An 18,335-nucleotide genomic window follows, 5' to 3' on the forward strand; every position below is an offset into this window, starting at 1 on the left:
TGTCGGTGTCGCGGGTTGTCAAGGTGTGCTACTCAGCACTCGGGGCGGGGGGGGGGCGCGGGGGGCGGGCGGGGCGGCGCCCGCGGGGGGGGGGGTGGGGGGGGGCCGCCGAGGGGCGGGGGGGGGGGACGGGGCCCGGGGGTGGTGGGGGCGCCCCCCGCCCCTCCCGGCCGCGGCCACCTCCGGGGCCCGTTCAGAGGAACCGCAGCAGGGCCTCCTGCGCGTACGAGGCGAGCAGAAGCCCCTGCTCGGTCAGCACGTCCCCGCGTCCGAAGCACCGGCCGTGCGCGGCGACGGGGCTGTGCTGGCGCAGCAGCAGCCAGCCGCCGAGCTCGACCGGCCGGTGGAACCACACCGTGTGCGAGGTCACCGCCGAGGCGAACGCCCGCCCCGAGTCCGGCTGGGTGACGCCCTCCACCGGCCGCAGCGCGGTGCCGATCGGCGTGAGGTCGGTGGCGTACGCGAGCAGCGCCGGCGCGAGCGACCGGTGGGCCTCGGGGATCCGCGTCCACAGCTCGAAGGCGGGCGGCTCGGACTTCTCGGTGTCCAGGTCGGTGACGGCACGTGACTCCCAGGGCAGCAGCGGGAGTTCGACCCGGCGCTCCGGTCCCGGGAGGGCGGGGGCGGGGTCGGCGGTCTGCCGGTCCGGTCCTTCCTCCCAGGTGTGCAGGCTCGCGTTCGCGACGGCCACGACCCCGTGTTCCTGCCGCGCCACGATCCGTGCGGCGGCGAACGTTCTCCCCTCCTGCGGGACTTCGGTCTCGTAGCGCACCGGCTCCCCGGTACGGCCCTCCCGCAGGAACTGCGTGTGCAGCGACTTCAGACCCTTGCCGGGGGCGGCCAGGGCTGCCGCGCGGGCGAACTGGGCGAGCAGCTGTCCGCCGAACAGCCTCCGGTAGGAGAGCTGTTGGGAGCGGCCCTCGTAGACGCCGGCGTCCCGAGGCGTGAGGTCGAGACAGTCGAGCAGATCGGGCCACAGGTCCGGGGCGGTGGTCATGCGCGAACTCCCTTCACAGGTCGACGAGATGCGGTGCTCGGCCCTTGCGCAGCAGCAACGCGCCTGCCTCACGGGTGAGTTCACGGGCCGAACCGAGGAGCCCGTCGAGCACCAGAGCGCGTCGGACATGCCGGTGCAGCTCGTGCTCCGCGGTGAACCCGAGCCCGCCCAGCGCCTGTTGGCAGTGCCGGGCGGCGGTGAGCGCGGCCCGGCCGGCCGCCGCTTTGGCCAGCAGTGCCCCGGTGTCGTCCCGGGCCGCGGCGAGCGCCGCCTCGGCGCCCTCCAGCGCCACGTACGTCTCGGCGAGCCGGTGCCGCAGCGCCTGGAACGAGGCGAGCGGCCGACCGAACTGCTCCCGGTCGAGGACGTGCCGGCGGGCCAGCGCGAGCATCGCTCGGCCGGTGCCGAGCAGCCACCAGCCCAGCGCGCCCCGCCCGGCGGCCACCGCGACCGGCGCGCCCACGGGCACCTGCCGCAGGGGTAGTTCGGGGTCCAGGGCACTGCCGTACGGCACCTCCCCCCTGCTCCACTCCACCCACCCCCCGCCCGCGTACGGCAGCGCCGGTGCGCCGCCGGGCGGGAGGCCGGCGCGGTGCAGCAGGACGTCGTTGAGGACGCAGGCGTGCGCGCCGGTCTCGCCGAGCAGCCGGAAGACCAGCGGGATCGCCGTGCCGGGTTCCTCGGCGAGCATCTGAGGCCAGCCGAGGTCGGCCAGCGCGGCGTCGAGCCGGGGACCGGCGGCGCCTGTCATCGTCTTGCGCAGAGTTTCTTCGAGCAGGTCACGTTCGGCCGTGTCCATGCGGCGCTCACTCCTTCCCGAGGTCCAGCAGGCGGCGGGCGACGATGTTGCGCTGGATCTCGGCGGTGCCGCCGTAGACGGTCGCGGCCCGCGAGTAGAGGTACTCGGTGCGCCAGGGGCCGTCTGCCAGCTCGACCGTGCCCGGCAGCAGGTCGCGGGCCGTGTCGAAGAGCCGCTGCTCCGCTCCGGCCAGCAGGATCTTGTCCACGGAGGTCTCCGGGCCGAGCCGGCTCCCCGCGGCCAGCCGGGCCTGGGTGGCCGCGGAGCGGCAGCGGACCGTGTGCAGGTCGAGCCAGGCGCCGCCCAGCGCGTCCGGGTCGGGCTCGCAGCCGTCGTCGAGGAGTCGGTCGAGGCGGCTGTAGAGATGGGCGATCCGGTGCCAGAAGCAGGTGGAGCGCTCGTACGGCAGCAGGTCCATGGCCAGCCGCCAGCCGTCGCCGGTCGCGCCCAGCAGCCGGGACGCCGGTACGTGGACGTCGTCGAAGAACACCTCGGCGAACTCGTCCACGCCGTGCATCGTGCGCAGGGGGCGGACCGTGATGCCGGGGGAGTCCATGTCGACGAGGAACGCGCTGATCCCGGCGTGCCCGGGGCCTCCGGTGCGGGCCAGCAGGACGCAGCGGGCGGCGTACTGGGCGAGGCTCGTCCACACCTTCTGCCCGGACACCGTCCAGCCGTCCTCCCCGTCGCCGCTGGGGGCGGCCCGGGTCGACAGCGACGCCAGATCGCTGCCGGAGCCCGGCTCGGAGAAGCCCTGGCACCACTGCTCCTGGCCGCCCAGCAGCCGGGGCACCAGCTCGGCGGCCAGCGCGGGCGGCGCGTAGTCGATCAGCGTGGGGACCAACACCTCGACCATCGACCAGATGCCGGGCTCGGCGAGGCCGCGGGCGGCGACCTCCTCGCCGAGCACGGCACGCAACGCACCGGTTCCGCCCAGCCCGCCGACCTCGCGCGGCCAGCCGTACCGCATCCAGCCCGCCTGCCACAACGCTGCGCGTACCCGGGCGAGTTGGGCGACCTGCGCGTCCAGGTCGTGACCGGCGGGCGGGGTCAGGTCGTGGTCGTCCAGCCAGGCGCGCAGCTCGCCCCGGAACGCGTCGAGGCTCGTGAACGGGGAGATCCTCATGAACGCGTGAAGGCGTGCGGGCGCCCCGAGTCGTGGTCGCCGCTGCGCCGGATGAATGTCATCGCGCGGGTGCGCAGCCGCCAGCCGTCGGCGGTGCGGGCGTAGGTGTCGTGGTAGTAACCGATGCGCATCTCGTGCCGCGCATGCTCCACGAAGCACAGCGGCTGGGTGCCGACGGCCGTGTCGCCGTCGTCCGCCAGTTCGATCACGGGCGTTCCGACGAGGAAGAGCCCCTTGGGGGCGGCCGAGATCAGCGCCGGGAACTCGTCGAGCGGATAGGTGTCGCCGAACGCGCTGTAGCTGCCGTCCGGGGTGAAGACGGCGAGCACCCGGTCCACGTCGCCGCGGGTCATGGAGACCGCGTAGCGGGCGAGGAGCTGCTCGATCTCCACCAGGTCGTCGGTGTCGTTCAAGGGACCTCCCAGGAGAACGTTCCGGTGAGAATTTAATTCTCTTATTCTGAGTATCACGCTTCCATGCGGTCGTGTCCTCCGTCAACGCCGCGGCTTCCCGAAGTCTCGGCCGACCACCTCGTCCGGGGCCGTCCGCGGCCGTCCGCGGCCGGCCGTGCCGCCGGTCGCGGCGGAACGGCCCGCCCGCGCGCTTCTCCCCGAACAGTCGCTCCGGCTCGGCGAGTCCGGGGTGCGGCTCGCGCGTGCGCGGGGCCTCGCCGCTGCTGTCCCGGCCTGCTCGCCATGGAACCTCCTGTTGTCCTGAGGGGCGGGTCCGAGTGATCGTCATCCGGGTCCCGAGGCCGCCAAGGGCGCCGTCGAATGCGGCGGCGTCCCCATGGTCCCCGCCGCGCAGGTCCCGGCCGGGCCGCCCGTCGGGGAGGCCCCGGCATGCTCATCGGCAAGCGGTACGTGGACGCCGCCGACACCCTGGAACTGCTCTGCACCGCGTCCGGCGCGGGCCGACTGACCTACGGAGGCGAGCCGTTGACCGTCGAGGCCCCCAAGGCGCTGGCGGCCTCCGACTGAGACCTCGAGTCCCCGGGTACTCGCCTGGTGGACGCCCCCTTGACGGGCGGTCGAGGCGGATCGACACTCGAACCGGGAATCCTAGTGAACAGGTAGGGAAGGTAGAGGGCCAATGGGGCGACGGAAGCCGATCAGCGGCCGAGCGAGCCGCACGGCGTGGTCCTCGCCCCTTCTCACCTCCCGCCGTCACATCGACCTGCAGCGCGTCTGCAGCGCGATCGGCTCCCAGGGCTGAGCCGGGCCCGCTCCCGCGCCGAACCGCACCGGCGGTGTCCCCCCGGGACACGGCTGCGCCCGGCGCGCACGGTCGAGGTCCACACCTCCCTGTTCGACGTCGCATCCACCGCCGCGCGCACCTTTGCTGCGCGCCCCGCCTCCGGGGAGAGTCATGTCCGTCACACCACTGGCCGCCGCCCACCCGTCCGCCCGGCCCGCCCCCGTTTTCCGGGGCCGGATCGGCCGCGACGCGCGCAGCGGCCACTACGCGGTGCCGCGCCGCTACCGCGTCCACCTGGCCGCGGCCGACCCCGACTGTCTGCGCATCGCCGTCACCCACAGCCTCCTCGGCCTGGAGAAGGCCTGCCCGGTCACCTTCCTGCCCGCCGTCCCGGACAGCCCCGACGGCGGCCACAGCGCACTGCGCCCGCTGTACGACGCCAGCGCGCACCGGTACCGCGGACCGGCCCTCGCGCCGGTGCTCAGCGACGACTGGTCCGGGCGCATCGTCAGCAGCCACGGCCCCGACATCGCACGCGACCTCGCGCGGAGGTTCGGCGGGGGCCGGGCGACCCTGTACCCGGGCGGCGCGGAGTCGCAGATCGAGGCCGTCGAGCGGATGTGCGCGCAGGGCATCGAGGCGGCGGCCCAGCGCGCCGGGGCGGCCGACGCCGGGGCGGCCGAGCGCGCCGCCGCCCTCGGCACGCTGCTCGACACGCTCGGTGTGCTGGAGCGCGGGCTCGGCGTGCACGCCTACCTGATCAGCGATCAGATCACCGCCGCAGACGTCGAGTTGTGGGTCACCCTGGTCCAACTCGACACCGTGCACCGCCACCACCTCGACGCGGCCGCCGTGCACCGCATCGCCGACCATCCCGCCCTGTGGGCCTACGCCCGCCGGCTGGCCGCCCACCCGGCCTTCGGCGCCCACCTCGACCTGGATGCCATCGCCCGCCGCCACCACGCTCGTTGCCAGGGTCTGGAGGCCGCCGGCGCCGCTGTCCAGATCGTGGACTGGGAGACCCATGCGGCCGACCGAACCGAGGTCCGACCGCAGGTCGAGCGGCCGTGAGCCGGTCCACCCACCGGACATCCGTTGACATTCGTTCGGGTGACTGCCTTACTTACGGCCCAGAACGGTCATGAGCGTCAGCGACAAGCCCTGGCTGGCTGACCGGCAACCCTCGCTCCGCGGTGGGGTGCCCCAGGTGACGACCGGACCGACGTTTCGGTGACGACGTATCGGTAAGCGCGAGGGCCCCACAAGGGGCCGGAACAGTGACGGTGAAGGACATGTACGCAGCTCGACGGACGGCGCCCCGCCGCACCCGGGGCTGCGTACGGCCGTACCTCGACGTCCTGGTCGCCGACCGCGCGGTCGACCTCCTCCGTGTGAACAGCGCACTGTGTACCGCACCGGGCCGCGCCCGCTGCCGGGGCTGAACCTCCCCTTCGCCCCGCAGCCGCGTTCCTGACCGACGAACACCGCCCGAGCGGTGTGCCGTTGTCCGCCCCACCCCGGTCTTCGTACGCATCCCGTGCGCCCGTGCCCCGTTCGCCGCCGCAGCCGTGGTTTCCGCCGCCCTGCCCGAGCGACGCGGCCCGCCCACGTCTGTCGTGCCGTGACCCGGGGTGTCCGACTCCCGCCGGAGCCCCACATGAGTGAACCCCCAGGCGGCGTGACCCTCGCCGAGGCACCCGTCCCCGACGTACCGTCAGAGAAGCTCGCCGCCCAGCGAGTCCAGCCGCTGCGCAGGCCGGGCCGCTTCATCGCCACCGCCGTGGCGCTGGTCCTGGTCGCCCAGTTCGTCCACGGACTGATCTCCAACCCGTTCTACCAGTGGGACCGCTTCGGCTACTGGTTCCTGCGGCCCGTGATCCTCGACGGACTGCTGATCACCCTCGAAGTCACCGCCTACAGCGCGGTGTTGGGCCTCCTCGGCGGCATCCTGCTGGCCCTCGCCCGGCTCTCGAAGAGCCCGGTGCTGCGCGCGGTCAGCTGGACCTACGTCTGGGCGCTGCGCTCCATCCCGCTCATCGTGCTGCTGCTCTTCCTCTACAACTTCAGTGCCCTGTACAAGACGTTGAGCGTGGGCGTGCCCTTCGGACCCGCCTTCTTCTCCTTCGACGAGTCCCGGCTCGCCACCGACATGGTCATCGCGGTCGTCGGCCTCAGCCTCAACGAGGCCGCCTACGCGGCCGAGGTGGTCCGCGGCGGCATCCTCTCCGTCGACCAGGGCCAGCACGAGGCGGCCGGTGCGCTCGGCCTGCCCAAGGGCTACCAGTTCCGCCGGATCGTCTTCCCGCAGGCCCTGCGGTCGATCACTCCGAACTACGTCAACCAGCTGATCGGCCTGGTCAAGGCCACCTCGCTGGTCTTCTACGTGTCGCTGCTCGATCTGTTCGGCACCGCCCAGACCATGGGCGCCACCTACCCCGGCGACATCGTGCCGCTGCTGCTGGTGGTCACCGTCTGGTACCTGATCCTCACGAGCCTCGTGTCCGTCGTCCAGTTCTACGTCGAGCGGTACTACGCCCGGGGCGCCACGCGCTCCCTGCCGCCGACGCCGTTGCAGAAGCTGCGGACCGCCCTCACCGACCTGCGGGCCCGCATCCGCCGGGAGGCCGCCGTATGAGCACCGAGACCGTCGACACCGTGCAGAACGCCGGAACCGTACAGAACGCCGAGACCGGGCGGAGCGCCGAGACCGGGCAGAACGCCGAGACCGCCGGGATCGTGCCCGCCGCCGTCGAGGTGCACGACGTCCACAAGTGGTACGGCGCCCACCGGGTCCTGGACGGGGTGAGCCTGACCGTGCGGCCCGGCGAGGTCACCGTGATCCTCGGGCCGTCCGGCTCCGGCAAGTCCACCCTGCTGCGGGTCATCAACCACCTGGAGAAGCCGGAGATCGGCCATGTCAGCGTCAACGGCGAGCCGATCGGCGTCCGCCGGCACGGCGACCGGCTGCGCGAACTGAGCGAACGGGCCATCCTGACCCAGCGCAGCCGCATCGGCTTCGTCTTCCAGAACTTCAACCTCTTCCCGCACCTGACCGTGCTGGACAACGTGGCCGCAGCCCCGGTGGCGACCGGCAGGCTCGCCAAGCCCGCGGCGCTGGAGCTGGCCCGCGAACTCCTCGGCCGGGTCGGTCTGGCCGACAAGGCCGCCGCCTACCCGCGCCAGTTGTCCGGCGGCCAGCAGCAGCGCGTCGCCATCGCCCGCGCCCTCGCGCTGCGCCCCGGCGTCATCCTGTTCGACGAGCCGACCTCCGCGCTCGACCCCGAGCTGGTCGGCGAGGTCCTCGCCGTCATCAAGGACCTCGCGACCAGCGGCACCACGCTCGTCATCGTCACCCACGAGGTCGGCTTCGCCCGTGAGGTCGCCGACCGGGTCGTCTTCATCGACGGCGGAAAGATCGTCGAACAGGGCCCGCCGAGGGAAGTCCTCGACAGACCGCGGCACGAGCGGACGCGGGACTTCCTCAGCAAGGTGCTCTGACACCGACGCGCCCCAAGACCTCCCCCCCCCACGCCTGACCCTCTCCACCCTCTGAGCCACAAAGGACTGCCATGTCTGCCCACTTCACCCGACGCAGCCTGATTCGCGGCATCACCGCGGCGACCGCGGTCGCCACCCTCGCCACCGGGCTCGCCGCCTGCGGTGGGGACAGCGAGGCGGCCACCAAGACCGACAGCGCCGCCTCCGGCAGTGTCACGGTCGGCCGGGTGTCCAACGGCGCCGCCAAGGAGACCGTCCTCAAGGTCGCCGAGGTCAAGTCCATCAGCGCCGAACTGCCCGCCGCCGTCAAGAAGAGCGGCAAGCTGAACATCGGCATCGGCGCCCTGCCGTCCGGGTTCGCCCCGCTGGCGTACGTCGGCGACGACCAGAAGACCCTCACCGGCGCCGAGCCCGACCTCGGCCGACTGGTGGCCGCGGTCCTCGGTCTGACCCCCGAGACGAAGAACTTCACCTGGGAGAACCTCTTCGTCGGCATCGACAGCGGCAAGGTCGACGTCGCCTTCTCGAACGTCACCGACACCGAGGAGCGCAAGAAGAAGTACGAGTTCGCCTCGTACCGGCAGGACAACCTCGGCTGGGAGGTCAAGAAGTCCAGCACCTGGAACTTCGACGGCAACTACGAGAACCTCGCCGGCCTGACCGTCTCCGTGGGCTCCGGAACCAACCAGGAGAAGATCCTCCTGGAGTGGAAGAAGAAGCTCGAGGCCGAGGGCGAGAAGCTGACCGTCAAGCACTACCCGGACAACAACGGCCTCTACCTGGCGCTCAACAGCGGCAAGATCGACGCCTACTTCGGCCCCAACCCCGGCATCGCCTACCACGCCGCCCAGACCGCGGGCACCCCCACCGCGACCCGCAACGCGGGCACCTTCTCCGGTGCCGGCGAGACGCTCCAGGGCCTGATCGCCGCCACCGCCAAGAAGGACAGCGGCCTGGCCAAGCCCCTCGCCGACGCCATCAACTACCTGATCCAGAACGGGCAGTACGCCAAGTGGCTGGCCGCCTACAACCTCTCCAACGAGGCCGTCGCCAAGTCCGAGGTCAACCCGCCCGGCCTGCCGCTGGACAACTCCTGATCGAACGTCATGACCGCGATGACCCATGCAGGTTGAGTGAGGAACGACGGAAATGACAGGAAGGGACTCCGCCTCCGTGGCCACCCCGATCGACCTCCGCGGAGGCGGAGCTCCGACCGTCACCCACCCGCACCCCCTCGACAACGCCGTGTGGGCAGCGCTCGACGGCCCGCTCGCCCACCTCGCCCACCGCGTCGGCCGCGCGGCCCGCTGCCCGGCCGACGTCTACGACTTCGCCGCCCTGGCCGACCTGCTCGCCTTCGTCGGCTCCGGAACGGCCGTACGCGTCAAGCCCGTTGAACGGGTTCCCGACGGCCGGGAGGTGATCGGCGGGGGCGAGGGCGTACAACTCGCCGCCATCGAGGAGTTCCGCACCGAACCGGCGCCCGAGGCCGTACGCCTGGGCCCCGACGACGTGCCGGAGATCCTCGACCTCGTCGCCCGCACCCGACCCGGCCCCTTCCTCCGGCGGACCATCGACCACGGCGCCTGCCTCGGCATCCGTCGCCGGGGCCGTCCGATCGCCATGGCGGGCGAGCGAGGCGAGACGGGGGTCCCCCCGGCCGAAGGCTGGGGGAGGCTGCGGGTGCCCGGCCCAAGGCTGGGGGAGGCTGCGGGTGCCCGGCCGGACCGAGATCAGCGCCGTCCGCACCGACCCCGACCTCCCCCACTCTCGGCTTCGTTCGAGCGGGGGGACCCCCATCGCCCAGGGTCTCGCCACCCGGCCGATCCGCGCGGTGGGCGCCGGTGTCCGCGAGCGAGGCGACAGCCCGTTCCTGCACGCCGCCGCCGACAACGCCCCCGCGATCCGCCTGTACGAGTCCCTCGGCTTCGCCCTGCGCCGCCGCTCGACCGTCGCGCAGGTCCGCACGCCGGGAACATCCGGCGGGGTCGGGGCGTTCCGAGTCATGTCGAGATGTATGAGGCGCCGCCCGGCGCCCGCAACGAGGGAGGTGCGGCCGTGACCCACATACGCCATGCCGTACACCTCCACTCCCGGCCCCACATCGACCTCCAGCGCGTGGCCGGCGCGCTCTGTTGCTCCTGACGTACCCCACTGCCGCACCCCTGTCATGGGTGGCGTGCGCTCTCGTACGGACCTCCAGGAAGGCATCCTCGTGTCCTCGACCCCCTCTTCTCCACTGCATCTCGCCGTCGCTCTGGACGGCACCGGCTGGCACCCCGCCTCCTGGCGCGAGCCGGTCGCCCGCCCCCGTGAGCTGTTCACCGCCGGATACTGGGCCGACCTGGTCGCCGAGGCCGAGCGCGGCCTGCTCGACTTCGTGACCATCGAGGACGGCCTCGGCCCGCAGTCCTCCCACTTCCTGGACCCGGACGACCGCACCGACCAGGTCCGCGGCCGCCTCGACGCCGTCCTCATCGCCTCCCGCGTCGCCCCGCTCACCCACCACATCGGGCTGGTCCCGACCGTGGTGGCCACGCACACCGAGCCGTTCCACATCTCCAAGGCGATCGCCACCCTCGACTACGTCAGCACCGGCCGCGCGGGCCTGCGCGTCCAGATCAGCGCCCGCCCCACCGACGCCGCCCACTTCGGCCGCCGCACGATCCCCCGCATCGAGGCCCACGACAGCCCGGACAGCCAGGAACTGGTGACGGACCTCTTCGACGAGGCCGCCGACTACGTGGAGGCCGTCCGCAGGCTCTGGGACAGCTGGGAGGACGACGCGGAGATCCGGGACCTGGCGACGGGCCGCTTCGTCGACCGCGACAAGCTCCACTACATCGACTTCGAGGGCCGCCACTTCAGCGTCAAGGGGCCCTCCATCACCCCGCGCCCGCCACAGGGCCAGCCCCTGGTCACCGCCCTCGCCCACGACACCGTCCCCTACCGGCTCGTGGCCCGCGCAGCCGACGTCGGCCATGTCACCCCGCACGACACCGACCAGGCCCGCGCGATCGTCGCCGAGATCCGCGCCGAACAGGAGTCGGCCGGGCGGGCCGCCGAGCCGCTGCACCTCTTCGGCGACCTCGTGGTCTTCCTCGACGACGACCCGGCCCAGGCCGCCGCCCGGCGCGACCGCCTCGACGCCCTCGCCGGCGAGGAGTACACCAGCGACGCCCGGATATTCACCGGCTCGCCCGCCCAACTCGCCGACCTGCTCCAGGAGTTGCAGGCGACCGGGCTGACCGGCTTCCGGCTGCGCCCCGCCGTCGCGGGCCATGACCTGCCGGCCATCACCCGGGGCCTGGTCCCCGAACTCCAGCGCCGCGACGCGTTCCGCCACGCCTACGAGGCCGACACGCTGCGCGGGCTGCTCGGCCTGTCCCGCCCCGCCAACCGCTACGCCGCAGCCTGAGCCGGACGGAGAGCCGACCACCATGAGCAAGCCCCAGAAGCAGATCCGTCTCGCCGCGCACTTCCCCGGCGTCAACAACACCACCGTGTGGAGCGATCCGCAGGCAGGCAGCCACATCGAGTTCAGCTCCTTCGCCCACTTCGCGCGCACCGCCGAACGCGCCAGGTTCGACTTCCTCTTCCTCGCCGAGGGCCTCAGGCTGCGCGAACAGGGCGGCAAGATCTACGACCTGGACGTGGTCGGCCGCCCCGACACCTTCACCGTGCTCGCCGCGCTCGCCGCCGTCACCGAACACCTGGGCCTCACCGGCACCATCAACTCCACCTTCAACGAGCCCTACGAGGTCGCCCGGCAGTTCGCCAGCCTCGACCATCTCTCCGGCGGGCGCGCCGCCTGGAACGTCGTCACGTCCTGGGACGCCTTCACCGGCGAGAACTTCCGCCGCGGCGGCTTCCTCCCGCAGGACGAGCGGTACTCCCGCGCCAAGGAGTTCCTCGCCACGACCCAGGAACTCTTCGACTCCTGGCGGGGCGACGAGATCGTCGCCGACCAGAGCACCGGAGTCTTCCTCCAGGACGCCAAGGCCGGGGCCTTCGTCCACGAGGGCCGGCAGTTCGACATCCAGGGCCGATTCAACGTCCCGCGCAGTCCCCAGGGCCGCCCGGTGATCTTCCAGGCCGGCGACTCCGAGGAGGGCCGCGAGTTCGCCGCCTCGTCCGCCGACGCGATCTTCAGCCGGTACGCCACCCTCAAGGACGGCCAGGCCTTCTACACGGACGTCAAGAACCGCCTCGCCAAGTACGGCCGCCGCCACGACCAGCTGCTCATCCTCCCCGCCGCCACCTTCGTGCTCGCCGACACCGACGCCGAGGCCGAGGAACTCGCCAGGGAGGTGCGCAGCCAGCAGGTCAGCGGGGCCACCGCGCTCAAGCACCTGGAGTTCGTCTGGAACCGGGACCTGTCGTCGTACGACCCGGAAGGGCCCCTCCCCGACATCGACCCGGACGTCGGCGACAACCACATCTCCAAGGGCCGCGCCCAGGTCCGGATGTACCGCGACCCGCTGGCCACCGCCCGCGAATGGCGCGAACTGGCCGCCGCCAACCACTGGTCCATCCGTGACCTGGTCATCAACACCGGAAACCGGCAGAGCTTCATCGGCTCCCCGGAGACCGTCGCCCGCACGATCAACCACTTCGTGCAGGCCGACGCCGGCGACGGGTTCATCCTGGCCCCGCACATCACCCCGACCGGCCTCGACGAATTCGCCGACAAGGTCGTCCCGCTCCTCCAGGAACAGGGCGTCTTCCGCACGGAGTACGAGGGGACCACGCTTCGGGACCACCTCGGTCTCGTCCACCCGGACCGGGGATAGGCGGTGTGGCCGGGGACACGTCGCCCTCCCCCGAGGTGACGTGTCCCCGGCGCTTCCCCCGGCGCCGGAACATGGTCTCCGGACGGCGGCCCCTACGCCGTCGCGCCGCTCACCAGCACATGACCGCCGTCTCGCCCGAACCCCAGCCGGAGTACAGGCGCACGCGCACGAAGTAGCGGCGGCCCCGGACGAGCCGGACCCTGATCGTGGCGTTGCGCGGCGTGCCCGCGTCGTCGTGGCCCGCGAGGAAACGGGGCTCGCCGTCCCGCTCCTCGAAGGCCACGACCACCGAGTCGCTCTCCCCGAACGTGCCGAAGGCGTAGTCCCGGGTCTCGCGCGGCTCGACGGTGAAGTCGGCCTGCTCGCCCGGCCCCAGCGACAGCGGAACCGACCGGAACGGCACCAGCGCGGGCGGCCGGGACGCGTCGAGGGGCGGATACCAGCCGAGGACGAACTCCTTGTCCAGCGGCGACAGCGAGCCGGGCGGATGCACACCCCCGCGGAACTGCTCCGGCTCCAGGACCAGCCCCGCCGAGAAGGGGTACTCCATCACGGACTGCGGATCCCACACCGACCCGTTGACCTCGGCCGGGTCCAGCTTGCGCAGGATGTTGAAGTACGTGCGGTCCCGGCTCCAGTGGTTGGGCGGCCCCGCCAGATCGGCATACACGGCCTCGTCGTCCCAGTGCAGGCCGGCGAACGGGCTCTGGTGCTCGTGCTGCATGCCGAGCGCGTGCCCGATCTCGTGCAGGGCCGTGGTGCGCTCCCCGGGCGCGGTCAGGTCCCACCCGAAGTTCATGGTGCGCTCGCCCCGCCCGGCCGACAGCGTGTCCCGGCCCACCGCCGACCACGAGCCGTCACCCGTCTGGAAGCCGATGCGCAGTTCTGCCTCCGAACGGTCGGCGACCTCGGTGAAGGACACCCCGATGCCCAGCTCCCGCCACTCGCGGAAGCAGTCGCGCACGATCTCGCGCTGGTCCTCGCCGCCGACCCAGGTCACCCACCGGGTCCCCGCGGACCCGGGCAGCGGTATGACCGACCCGTCGGCCTCGCCGTCGAAGAAGCAGTAGTGCAGCACGGTGCCGTTGACCCACATCCGCCGCCCGCTCATCAGCGCGCCGAGCCGCTCGACGGCCAGCCCCGGGGCGAACGCGGGGGCCGACTGCTGGGCGAGCGAGCAGTAACGGGCGGTCATGGACTCCAGGTTGCCGTGCGGCACCGCTGGGGAGCGTGAGTCGGGGCCTACTCAATTCCCCCTGTATCAGGGGTGAGTATGCCTGCTCCCATAGAGGTGACGACCTTTGAGCCCCGAGCCAGGACCTTGCGACTGCCGTGGCCGTTCACCGGCCGGGACGAGGAACTCGACCTCGTCCGCCGCTCCTTGGCGGCGGGCCGGCCCGGCATCGCGGTCACCGGAGCGGCGGGCTGCGGCCGCACCCGCCTGGCCGCCGAGGCGGTGCGCGGCGCCGACTGCGTCCGGGTGGCCGGCACCCCCGAGACCCGCGGCCTGCCCTTCGCCGCGTTCGCCCATCTGCTCCCCGAACACGTCACTCTGCCCAGAGCAGTCCAACTCCTTTCCCCAGTACGGCTGTTGATGGTCGACGACGCGCATCTGCTGGACGACGCCTCCGCCGCGCTGCTCCATCAGCTGGCGGTCCAGGGCCGCACCCGACTGCTGGTCCTCGTCACGGAGGGCGTGTCGGTGCCCGACGCGGTCTCCCGCCTGTGGACCGGCGAGCTGCTGCCCCGTCTCGCCCTGGAAGCCCTGCCCCGCGAGGACACCGCCCCACTCCTCACGGCTGCCGCCGGGGGCCCCGTGGAGCCGCTCACCGTCAACCGGCTGCACCGTCTGTGCGGGGGCGACCTGCGCCTGCTGCGGGACCTGCTGGACGCGCTGCGCGAGCAGGAGCTGTTCACCCGGGTCCCCGAGACCGACGAACGGACCTGGCGCGGCCGGATCCCGGTCACCCCGGCGCTGCGCGAACGAGCCGCCGCCGTCCTCGCCCGCGCCTGCCCCGACGAACGCGAGACCCTCGACCGCCTCGCCTTCGCCGAACCCCTGCCGCTGCCGGCGGACACCCTGGACCTCGCGGTCCTGGAACGCCTGGAGGCGGACGGCCTGCTGGAGGTCGGCGCGGAGGCGGACGGCGACGCCCCGACCGTCCGCCTGGCCCACGCCCTGCACGGGCCGGTGCTGCGTGCCGCGGCCGGGCGGCTGCGCGCGCGGCGGCTCACCGGCGGCCGACGGCCCGTCGCGCCCGCCCTCGGCGCGGAGGCGGCCGAGCTGACCCGTCGCATCGAGCGGGCCGACGTCCGCCGGACGCCCACGCCCGTGGGGGAGTGGATCCTCGCGGAGGGGGAACCGGTACCGCCGTGGTACGCCGCCGTCCGCGCACGGTTCTCACGGCTGCGGGGAGAACTGCGCGAGGCGGCGGCCTGGGCGCGGGAGGGCCTGGCAGCCACCCCGCACGACCCCGCCTGCCGCACCGAACTCGCCCTGGCAGCGGTCCAGTCGGGGCAGACCTGGCCCCTCGCCGCCCGCGGAGACCTGGACGAGGCCCTGAAGACACTCAGGACCACCGACGCAGACCCTGACGCCGACCCCGGCACCGATTCCGGTGACTCCTACGCCGTCTACGACGCCGTACGCCTGGGCGCTCCGGAGCGTGCCGTCCGTCTCCTCCCTCCCGACGGCGTCCTCGCCCAGCACGCCCGAGCGCTCGCCCGTGCCGACGGCCCCGCCCTGGACCTGGCGGCCGCCGGGCTGGAGCAGCGCGGGTTCCTCCTCTTCGCCGCCGAGGCGTACGCGCAGGCCGTACGGGCCCACCGGGACGCCGGCGCGGCCCGCACCGCCCGTACCCGTGCCGTCGCGCTGGCCCGGCGCTGCCAGGGGGCGCGCACCCCGGCCCTGGCGGGTCTGGTCCTGGGCGAACTCACCGCCCGCCAGCGGCAGATCGTCACGCTCGCCGCGGCCGGCCTCAGCAACCGTCAGATCGCCGAACGCCTCACCCTGTCCGTCCGCACCGTGGGCAACCACCTCTACAGCGCCTACACCCGCCTCGGCGCCGGCGACCGCGGAGCCCTCCCCTGGCTGGTCGAACGGCCCGACGCGCAACCGGCGTGACCGGATGGGCGTTTCACGCCGCGCCGAACGCCGTGAACGCCCAGCCCGTCGCCTGGTGCACCGTGTCGTCCGGCAGGGCCGCTCGCGCGTCGCGCAGGGATTCCGCCAGGGAGAGGCCGGTGCTGAGGCCCTTGTGCAGGGCCAGCATCAGGGGGACGACCGCCGCGTCGTTGACGGGTGCGCTGCTCGCCACCACGCCCGCCGTGCCCAGCGGGAGCAACGCCGTGACCAGGCCGAGGAGTTCGTCCGCGCCGACCGACGCGAGCCGGGCGGTGTCGCAGCTGGAGAGGATGATCCGGTACGGGCTGCGGGCGAGCCGTTCGAAGTCGTGGACGATCAGCGGGCCGTCCGCCATCCGCAGCGACGAGAACATCGGGCTGTCGCCGCGGAAGGTGCCGTGCGCGGCGATGTGCGCCAGCGCGGCCCCGTCCAACTCCCGCAGCACACGCGACACATGGGCCTCATCCTGCTCCAGCACGACCGGAGTGCCGTACCGCCCGGCGACCTCGGGCACCTCCGCGCCGCCGGTCGCCAGCCCGGGGCCCCGGACCAGGACCTGCCGGCCGCCCGGAGGCGGCTCGGTCTCCCGCGCGCGCAGCCAGCCGCTCGCCGACGGCGACACGCTGACCACCCGCTCGCGCAGCGACGGCAGCAGCGCCCACGGCACCCGGTGCAGCCGGGCCGGCGGCACCACCACGAGCGGACCCGAGCCGAGGTGCTTCGAGGCCTCGCCCAGGAGCAGTTCCTCCAGCCGCGCTCCCGCCGCCTCCACCACCGGCAGCCGGCCCTCCGCACCCGGATGGGCGAGCCGCCGCAGCCCGGCCTGGACGTGCTCGGCCTCCCGCTCCGCCTCGGCCAGCAGCCCGCCCGCGAACCGGCGCACCCGCCCGCCTCCGCACAGCAGCACCTGAACCCGCCCGTCCAGCACGGCCAGTTCGACCAGCCGCCCCGTGCCGAGCCGCTCCAGCAGCCGCCCCGCGTCGAACCGGTCACCGCCGAACCGCTCGCCGCCCCAGGGCGTGACCCCGCGGATGTGCAGGGTCCGGGAGCGGATCTCCCGTTCCAGGCGGCGCTGTTCACGCTCCAGCGTGGGCACGGGCCGGCCGTCCATCCGGGCCGCCTCCGCGCGGGCGGCGATCACCCGGAACGCGGTCAGCCCGCTCAGCAGCGCCGGATCGGCCGGCGGCCGGGTCGGTGGCGTCGACAGCGCCGTCGCCCGCCAGCGCTCGCTCCACGCCAGCAACTGCCGCGGCCCGCCCCGCTCCAGACTGACCTCCTGGGCCAGCGCGGCGAGTTCGGCGCCCTGCGCGGTGGCCCGGGCCCGCAGCTCCGAGGCGCCCAGCGTCGTCCGGTGGGCGTCGAGGACGTCCAGCCCGCGCCGGCAGGCCTCCAGCACGCCCCGGTCCGAGCCGGTGGCCCGCGCCCACAGCGCCTGCGCCGCCCAGCCCGTCATCCGTGCCAGCGGCGGACCGCTGCGCCGGCTGCGCGCCGCGATCTGCAGATACCGCTCGGCGTCCGTGCTCCAGTTCAGGCCCAGCGCGATCCGGCCCGCCAGCAGCCAGGCCTCCGGCGCGGCCGGCGCCTGGAAGGCGGCCAGCCGCTCGGCGAGCCTGGCGGCGTCCGCGACCAGCCGGCCCGAGCCGCGTCCGGTGGCCACCCGCGCCTCGATCAGGACCAGCCGCGCGTGCGTCTCCCACCAGGTGCGCCGCTGCCCCGCGAACAGCCGTTCGGCCACCGCCGCGCGGGCGATCGCCGTCCCCGGATCGCCCGCCAGCCGCGCCGCCCTGGCGGCCACGAGGAGCAGCTCGGCCTTGCGGGTGGACTGTCCGCCGATGCCGTCCAGCACCCCGGTCGCGGCGTCCGCCTCGGCCAGCGCCTCCGGGGCGAGCCCGGCCGCCATCAGGACCTCGCAGCGCCGGATGGTGAGCATGAACGTGGGCGTGCCGAGCTTGGCGTACCGCTCCTGTGCCTCGTCCAGCAGCCGTAGCGCCGCCGGGACGTCCCCCGAGTGGAACGCGGCCAGCCCGCGGCTCTCCACGGCGTCCGCCTTGTCGTGCTCCTGGCCGGTGGTGTCCCACAGCGCCTCGGCGGCCGTGAAGTCCGCCTCCGCCCGGTCGACCGTCCCCAGGGCCAGGTGCACGGTGGCGCGCAGGGTGAGGGCGCGCGCCGTCCAGATGACGTCGTCCGCCTGCCGCAGCACGGGAATCGCCCGCCGGACGTCCTCCAGCGCCTCGCGGTGATGGCCGAGGACCCAGAGGGAGAAGGCCCGCCGGTAGAGCACCCGCGCGCGGGTGTGGCCGCTCCCGCGCTCGACGCCCCGCTCGAACGCGGCCAGCCCCTGCCGGGTGCGGCCGGCGTGCACCAGTGCCACACCGAGCGTGCCGAGGACGTCCGCCTCCCGCTCGGCCGAGTCCGCGCGCGCGGCGAGATCCCGGGCGCGGCGCAGATGGTCGAGGGCGAGACGCATGTCGCCCCACTCCCGCTGCCAGATGCCGATCACCTGGTGGGCGACCGAGGCGTGCAACGGCGTCGGATCGGTGTCGAGCACTCCTTGCGCCCGCGACAACGCGTCGCCCGGGGCGGCGAACACCATCGGCAGCAGTTCGAGAACCGTGTCGTTTCCCGCTGTCACTCCACGGATGGTAGTGCTCCGTTCCGCCGATCACACCGGTTCGGCACCGTATCCACCAGTAACAATTGGACGTCGTGTCAACGGACTCGGCGAGACGGGGGCGCATTCGGGGGGCGCGTTAGGGGCGGCGGGAAGGCGGGGCGAGGGAGGGGGCGCGCGGGCGCAACCG

17 protein-coding genes, 1 pseudogene and 1 riboswitch are annotated in these 18,335 nt (G+C 73.5%); of the genes and pseudogenes, 12 read left to right on the plus strand and 6 right to left on the minus strand.

Annotated elements, in window-relative coordinates:
• Nucleotides 1-193: 193 nt before the first annotated feature.
• The 4 genes from AB0J04_RS32200 to AB0J04_RS32215 are packed head-to-tail and all read right to left on the minus strand — an operon-like array spanning nt 194 to nt 3,335.
• A complete protein-coding gene (locus tag AB0J04_RS32200; RefSeq protein ID WP_363172134.1) occupies nt 194-997 on the minus strand; it encodes an acyl-CoA thioesterase domain-containing protein in 804 nt (267 codons plus the stop codon).
• Nucleotides 998-1,010: 13 nt separating this feature from the next.
• Nucleotides 1,011-1,796, minus strand: a complete 786-nt coding sequence (locus tag AB0J04_RS32205) for an acyl-CoA dehydrogenase family protein (RefSeq protein WP_363172135.1) — start codon at nt 1,794-1,796, stop codon at nt 1,011-1,013.
• A gap of 7 nt (nt 1,797-1,803) precedes the next feature.
• Entirely contained in the window at nt 1,804-2,922 is a 1,119-nt protein-coding gene (locus AB0J04_RS32210; RefSeq protein ID WP_363172136.1) for an acyl-CoA dehydrogenase family protein, read from the minus strand.
• Nucleotides 2,919-3,335, minus strand: a complete 417-nt coding sequence (locus tag AB0J04_RS32215; RefSeq protein ID WP_363172137.1) for a nuclear transport factor 2 family protein — start codon at nt 3,333-3,335, stop codon at nt 2,919-2,921. Before AB0J04_RS32215 ends, AB0J04_RS32210 begins: the two co-directional genes overlap by 4 nt.
• A 429-nt stretch (nt 3,336-3,764) precedes the next feature.
• On the opposite strand from AB0J04_RS32215, the gene AB0J04_RS32220 reads away from it, so the two are divergent.
• The 11 genes and pseudogenes from AB0J04_RS32220 to AB0J04_RS32270 all read left to right on the plus strand — a co-directional run bounded on the left by AB0J04_RS32220 (nt 3,765) and on the right by AB0J04_RS32270 (nt 12,410).
• Nucleotides 3,765-3,902 (plus strand): hypothetical protein, encoded by a 138-nt coding sequence (locus tag AB0J04_RS32220; protein ID WP_363172138.1) that lies wholly within the window; start codon nt 3,765-3,767, stop codon nt 3,900-3,902.
• A 112-nt stretch (nt 3,903-4,014) separates the two neighbouring features.
• Nucleotides 4,015-4,137, plus strand: a complete 123-nt coding sequence (locus AB0J04_RS32225; protein ID WP_363172139.1) for a putative leader peptide — start codon at nt 4,015-4,017, stop codon at nt 4,135-4,137.
• A 153-nt stretch (nt 4,138-4,290) separates the two neighbouring features.
• A complete protein-coding gene (locus AB0J04_RS32230) occupies nt 4,291-5,190 on the plus strand; it encodes a glutathione S-transferase C-terminal domain-containing protein (RefSeq protein ID WP_363172140.1) in 900 nt (299 codons plus the stop codon).
• Nucleotides 5,191-5,256: 66 nt separating this feature from the next.
• Nucleotides 5,257-5,376, plus strand: a riboswitch (SAM riboswitch).
• A gap of 35 nt (nt 5,377-5,411) precedes the next feature.
• Complete coding sequence (locus tag AB0J04_RS32235; protein ID WP_363172141.1) at nt 5,412-5,561, plus strand: hypothetical protein; 150 nt, start codon at nt 5,412-5,414, stop codon at nt 5,559-5,561.
• Between the two features lie 215 nt (nt 5,562-5,776).
• Nucleotides 5,777-6,754, plus strand: a complete 978-nt coding sequence (locus AB0J04_RS32240) for an amino acid ABC transporter permease (protein WP_363172142.1) — start codon at nt 5,777-5,779, stop codon at nt 6,752-6,754.
• Between the two features lie 98 nt (nt 6,755-6,852).
• A complete protein-coding gene (locus AB0J04_RS32245; protein WP_363172164.1) occupies nt 6,853-7,617 on the plus strand; it encodes an amino acid ABC transporter ATP-binding protein in 765 nt (254 codons plus the stop codon).
• Between the two features lie 71 nt (nt 7,618-7,688).
• Nucleotides 7,689-8,714, plus strand: a complete 1,026-nt coding sequence (locus AB0J04_RS32250) for a transporter substrate-binding domain-containing protein (protein ID WP_363172143.1) — start codon at nt 7,689-7,691, stop codon at nt 8,712-8,714.
• Nucleotides 8,715-8,790: 76 nt separating this feature from the next.
• Nucleotides 8,791-9,679 (plus strand): annotated as a pseudogene (locus tag AB0J04_RS32255) (GNAT family N-acetyltransferase).
• The gene (locus AB0J04_RS32260; RefSeq protein ID WP_363172145.1) at nt 9,631-9,762 is read left to right on the plus strand and encodes a putative leader peptide; all 132 of its coding nucleotides are present in this window, start codon (nt 9,631-9,633) and stop codon (nt 9,760-9,762) included. The pseudogene AB0J04_RS32255 and the gene AB0J04_RS32260 overlap by 49 nt, the downstream one beginning before the upstream one ends.
• Before the next feature lie 70 nt (nt 9,763-9,832).
• The gene (locus AB0J04_RS32265; RefSeq protein ID WP_363172165.1) at nt 9,833-11,035 is read left to right on the plus strand and encodes an LLM class flavin-dependent oxidoreductase; all 1,203 of its coding nucleotides are present in this window, start codon (nt 9,833-9,835) and stop codon (nt 11,033-11,035) included.
• Between the two features lie 22 nt (nt 11,036-11,057).
• Nucleotides 11,058-12,410 carry an NtaA/DmoA family FMN-dependent monooxygenase gene (locus AB0J04_RS32270; RefSeq protein ID WP_363172147.1) on the plus strand — a complete coding sequence of 451 codons (1,353 nt, stop codon included), beginning with the start codon at nt 11,058-11,060 and terminating at the stop codon, nt 12,408-12,410.
• Between the two features lie 109 nt (nt 12,411-12,519).
• Here the strand turns inward: AB0J04_RS32270 and AB0J04_RS32275 are convergent, their stop codons facing one another.
• Nucleotides 12,520-13,605: a M12 family metallopeptidase gene (locus tag AB0J04_RS32275; protein ID WP_363172166.1), complete on the minus strand. Its 1,086-nt coding sequence runs from the start codon at nt 13,603-13,605 to the stop codon at nt 12,520-12,522.
• 78 nt (nt 13,606-13,683) lie between these two features.
• On the opposite strand from AB0J04_RS32275, the gene AB0J04_RS32280 reads away from it, so the two are divergent.
• Nucleotides 13,684-15,534 carry a LuxR C-terminal-related transcriptional regulator gene (locus AB0J04_RS32280; protein WP_363172148.1) on the plus strand — a complete coding sequence of 617 codons (1,851 nt, stop codon included), beginning with the start codon at nt 13,684-13,686 and terminating at the stop codon, nt 15,532-15,534.
• A 13-nt stretch (nt 15,535-15,547) separates the two neighbouring features.
• Here AB0J04_RS32280 and AB0J04_RS32285 read toward each other — a convergent pair whose 3' ends face one another.
• Nucleotides 15,548-18,127, minus strand: a complete 2,580-nt coding sequence (locus tag AB0J04_RS32285; RefSeq protein ID WP_363172167.1) for a CHAT domain-containing tetratricopeptide repeat protein — start codon at nt 18,125-18,127, stop codon at nt 15,548-15,550.
• Between the last annotated feature and the right edge of the window lie 208 nt (nt 18,128-18,335).

This window comes from Streptomyces sp. NPDC050263 (assembly GCF_040655955.1).
In the GTDB taxonomy this organism is placed as follows: Bacteria; Actinomycetota; Actinomycetes; order Streptomycetales; family Streptomycetaceae; genus Streptomyces.

Bases quoted from the DNA above. Each gene is read 5' to 3' on its own strand.
- AB0J04_RS32230 (WP_363172140.1), top strand. From the start codon at position 4,291: ATGTCCGTCACACCACTGGCCGCCGCCCACCCGTCCGCCCGGCCCGCC.
- AB0J04_RS32210 (WP_363172136.1), bottom strand. From the start codon at position 2,922: ATGAGGATCTCCCCGTTCACGAGCCTCGACGCGTTCCGGGGCGAGCTG.
- AB0J04_RS32205 (WP_363172135.1), bottom strand. From the start codon at position 1,796: ATGGACACGGCCGAACGTGACCTGCTCGAAGAAACTCTGCGCAAGACG.
- AB0J04_RS32220 (WP_363172138.1), top strand. From the start codon at position 3,765: ATGCTCATCGGCAAGCGGTACGTGGACGCCGCCGACACCCTGGAACTG.
- AB0J04_RS32275 (WP_363172166.1), bottom strand. From the start codon at position 13,605: ATGACCGCCCGTTACTGCTCGCTCGCCCAGCAGTCGGCCCCCGCGTTC.
- AB0J04_RS32250 (WP_363172143.1), top strand. From the start codon at position 7,689: ATGTCTGCCCACTTCACCCGACGCAGCCTGATTCGCGGCATCACCGCG.
- AB0J04_RS32235 (WP_363172141.1), top strand. From the start codon at position 5,412: ATGTACGCAGCTCGACGGACGGCGCCCCGCCGCACCCGGGGCTGCGTA.
- AB0J04_RS32280 (WP_363172148.1), top strand. From the start codon at position 13,684: ATGCCTGCTCCCATAGAGGTGACGACCTTTGAGCCCCGAGCCAGGACC.
- AB0J04_RS32270 (WP_363172147.1), top strand. From the start codon at position 11,058: ATGAGCAAGCCCCAGAAGCAGATCCGTCTCGCCGCGCACTTCCCCGGC.
- AB0J04_RS32225 (WP_363172139.1), top strand. From the start codon at position 4,015: ATGGGGCGACGGAAGCCGATCAGCGGCCGAGCGAGCCGCACGGCGTGG.
- AB0J04_RS32200 (WP_363172134.1), bottom strand. From the start codon at position 997: ATGACCACCGCCCCGGACCTGTGGCCCGATCTGCTCGACTGTCTCGAC.
- AB0J04_RS32285 (WP_363172167.1), bottom strand. From the start codon at position 18,127: ATGGTGTTCGCCGCCCCGGGCGACGCGTTGTCGCGGGCGCAAGGAGTG.
- AB0J04_RS32240 (WP_363172142.1), top strand. From the start codon at position 5,777: ATGAGTGAACCCCCAGGCGGCGTGACCCTCGCCGAGGCACCCGTCCCC.
- AB0J04_RS32260 (WP_363172145.1), top strand. From the start codon at position 9,631: ATGTATGAGGCGCCGCCCGGCGCCCGCAACGAGGGAGGTGCGGCCGTG.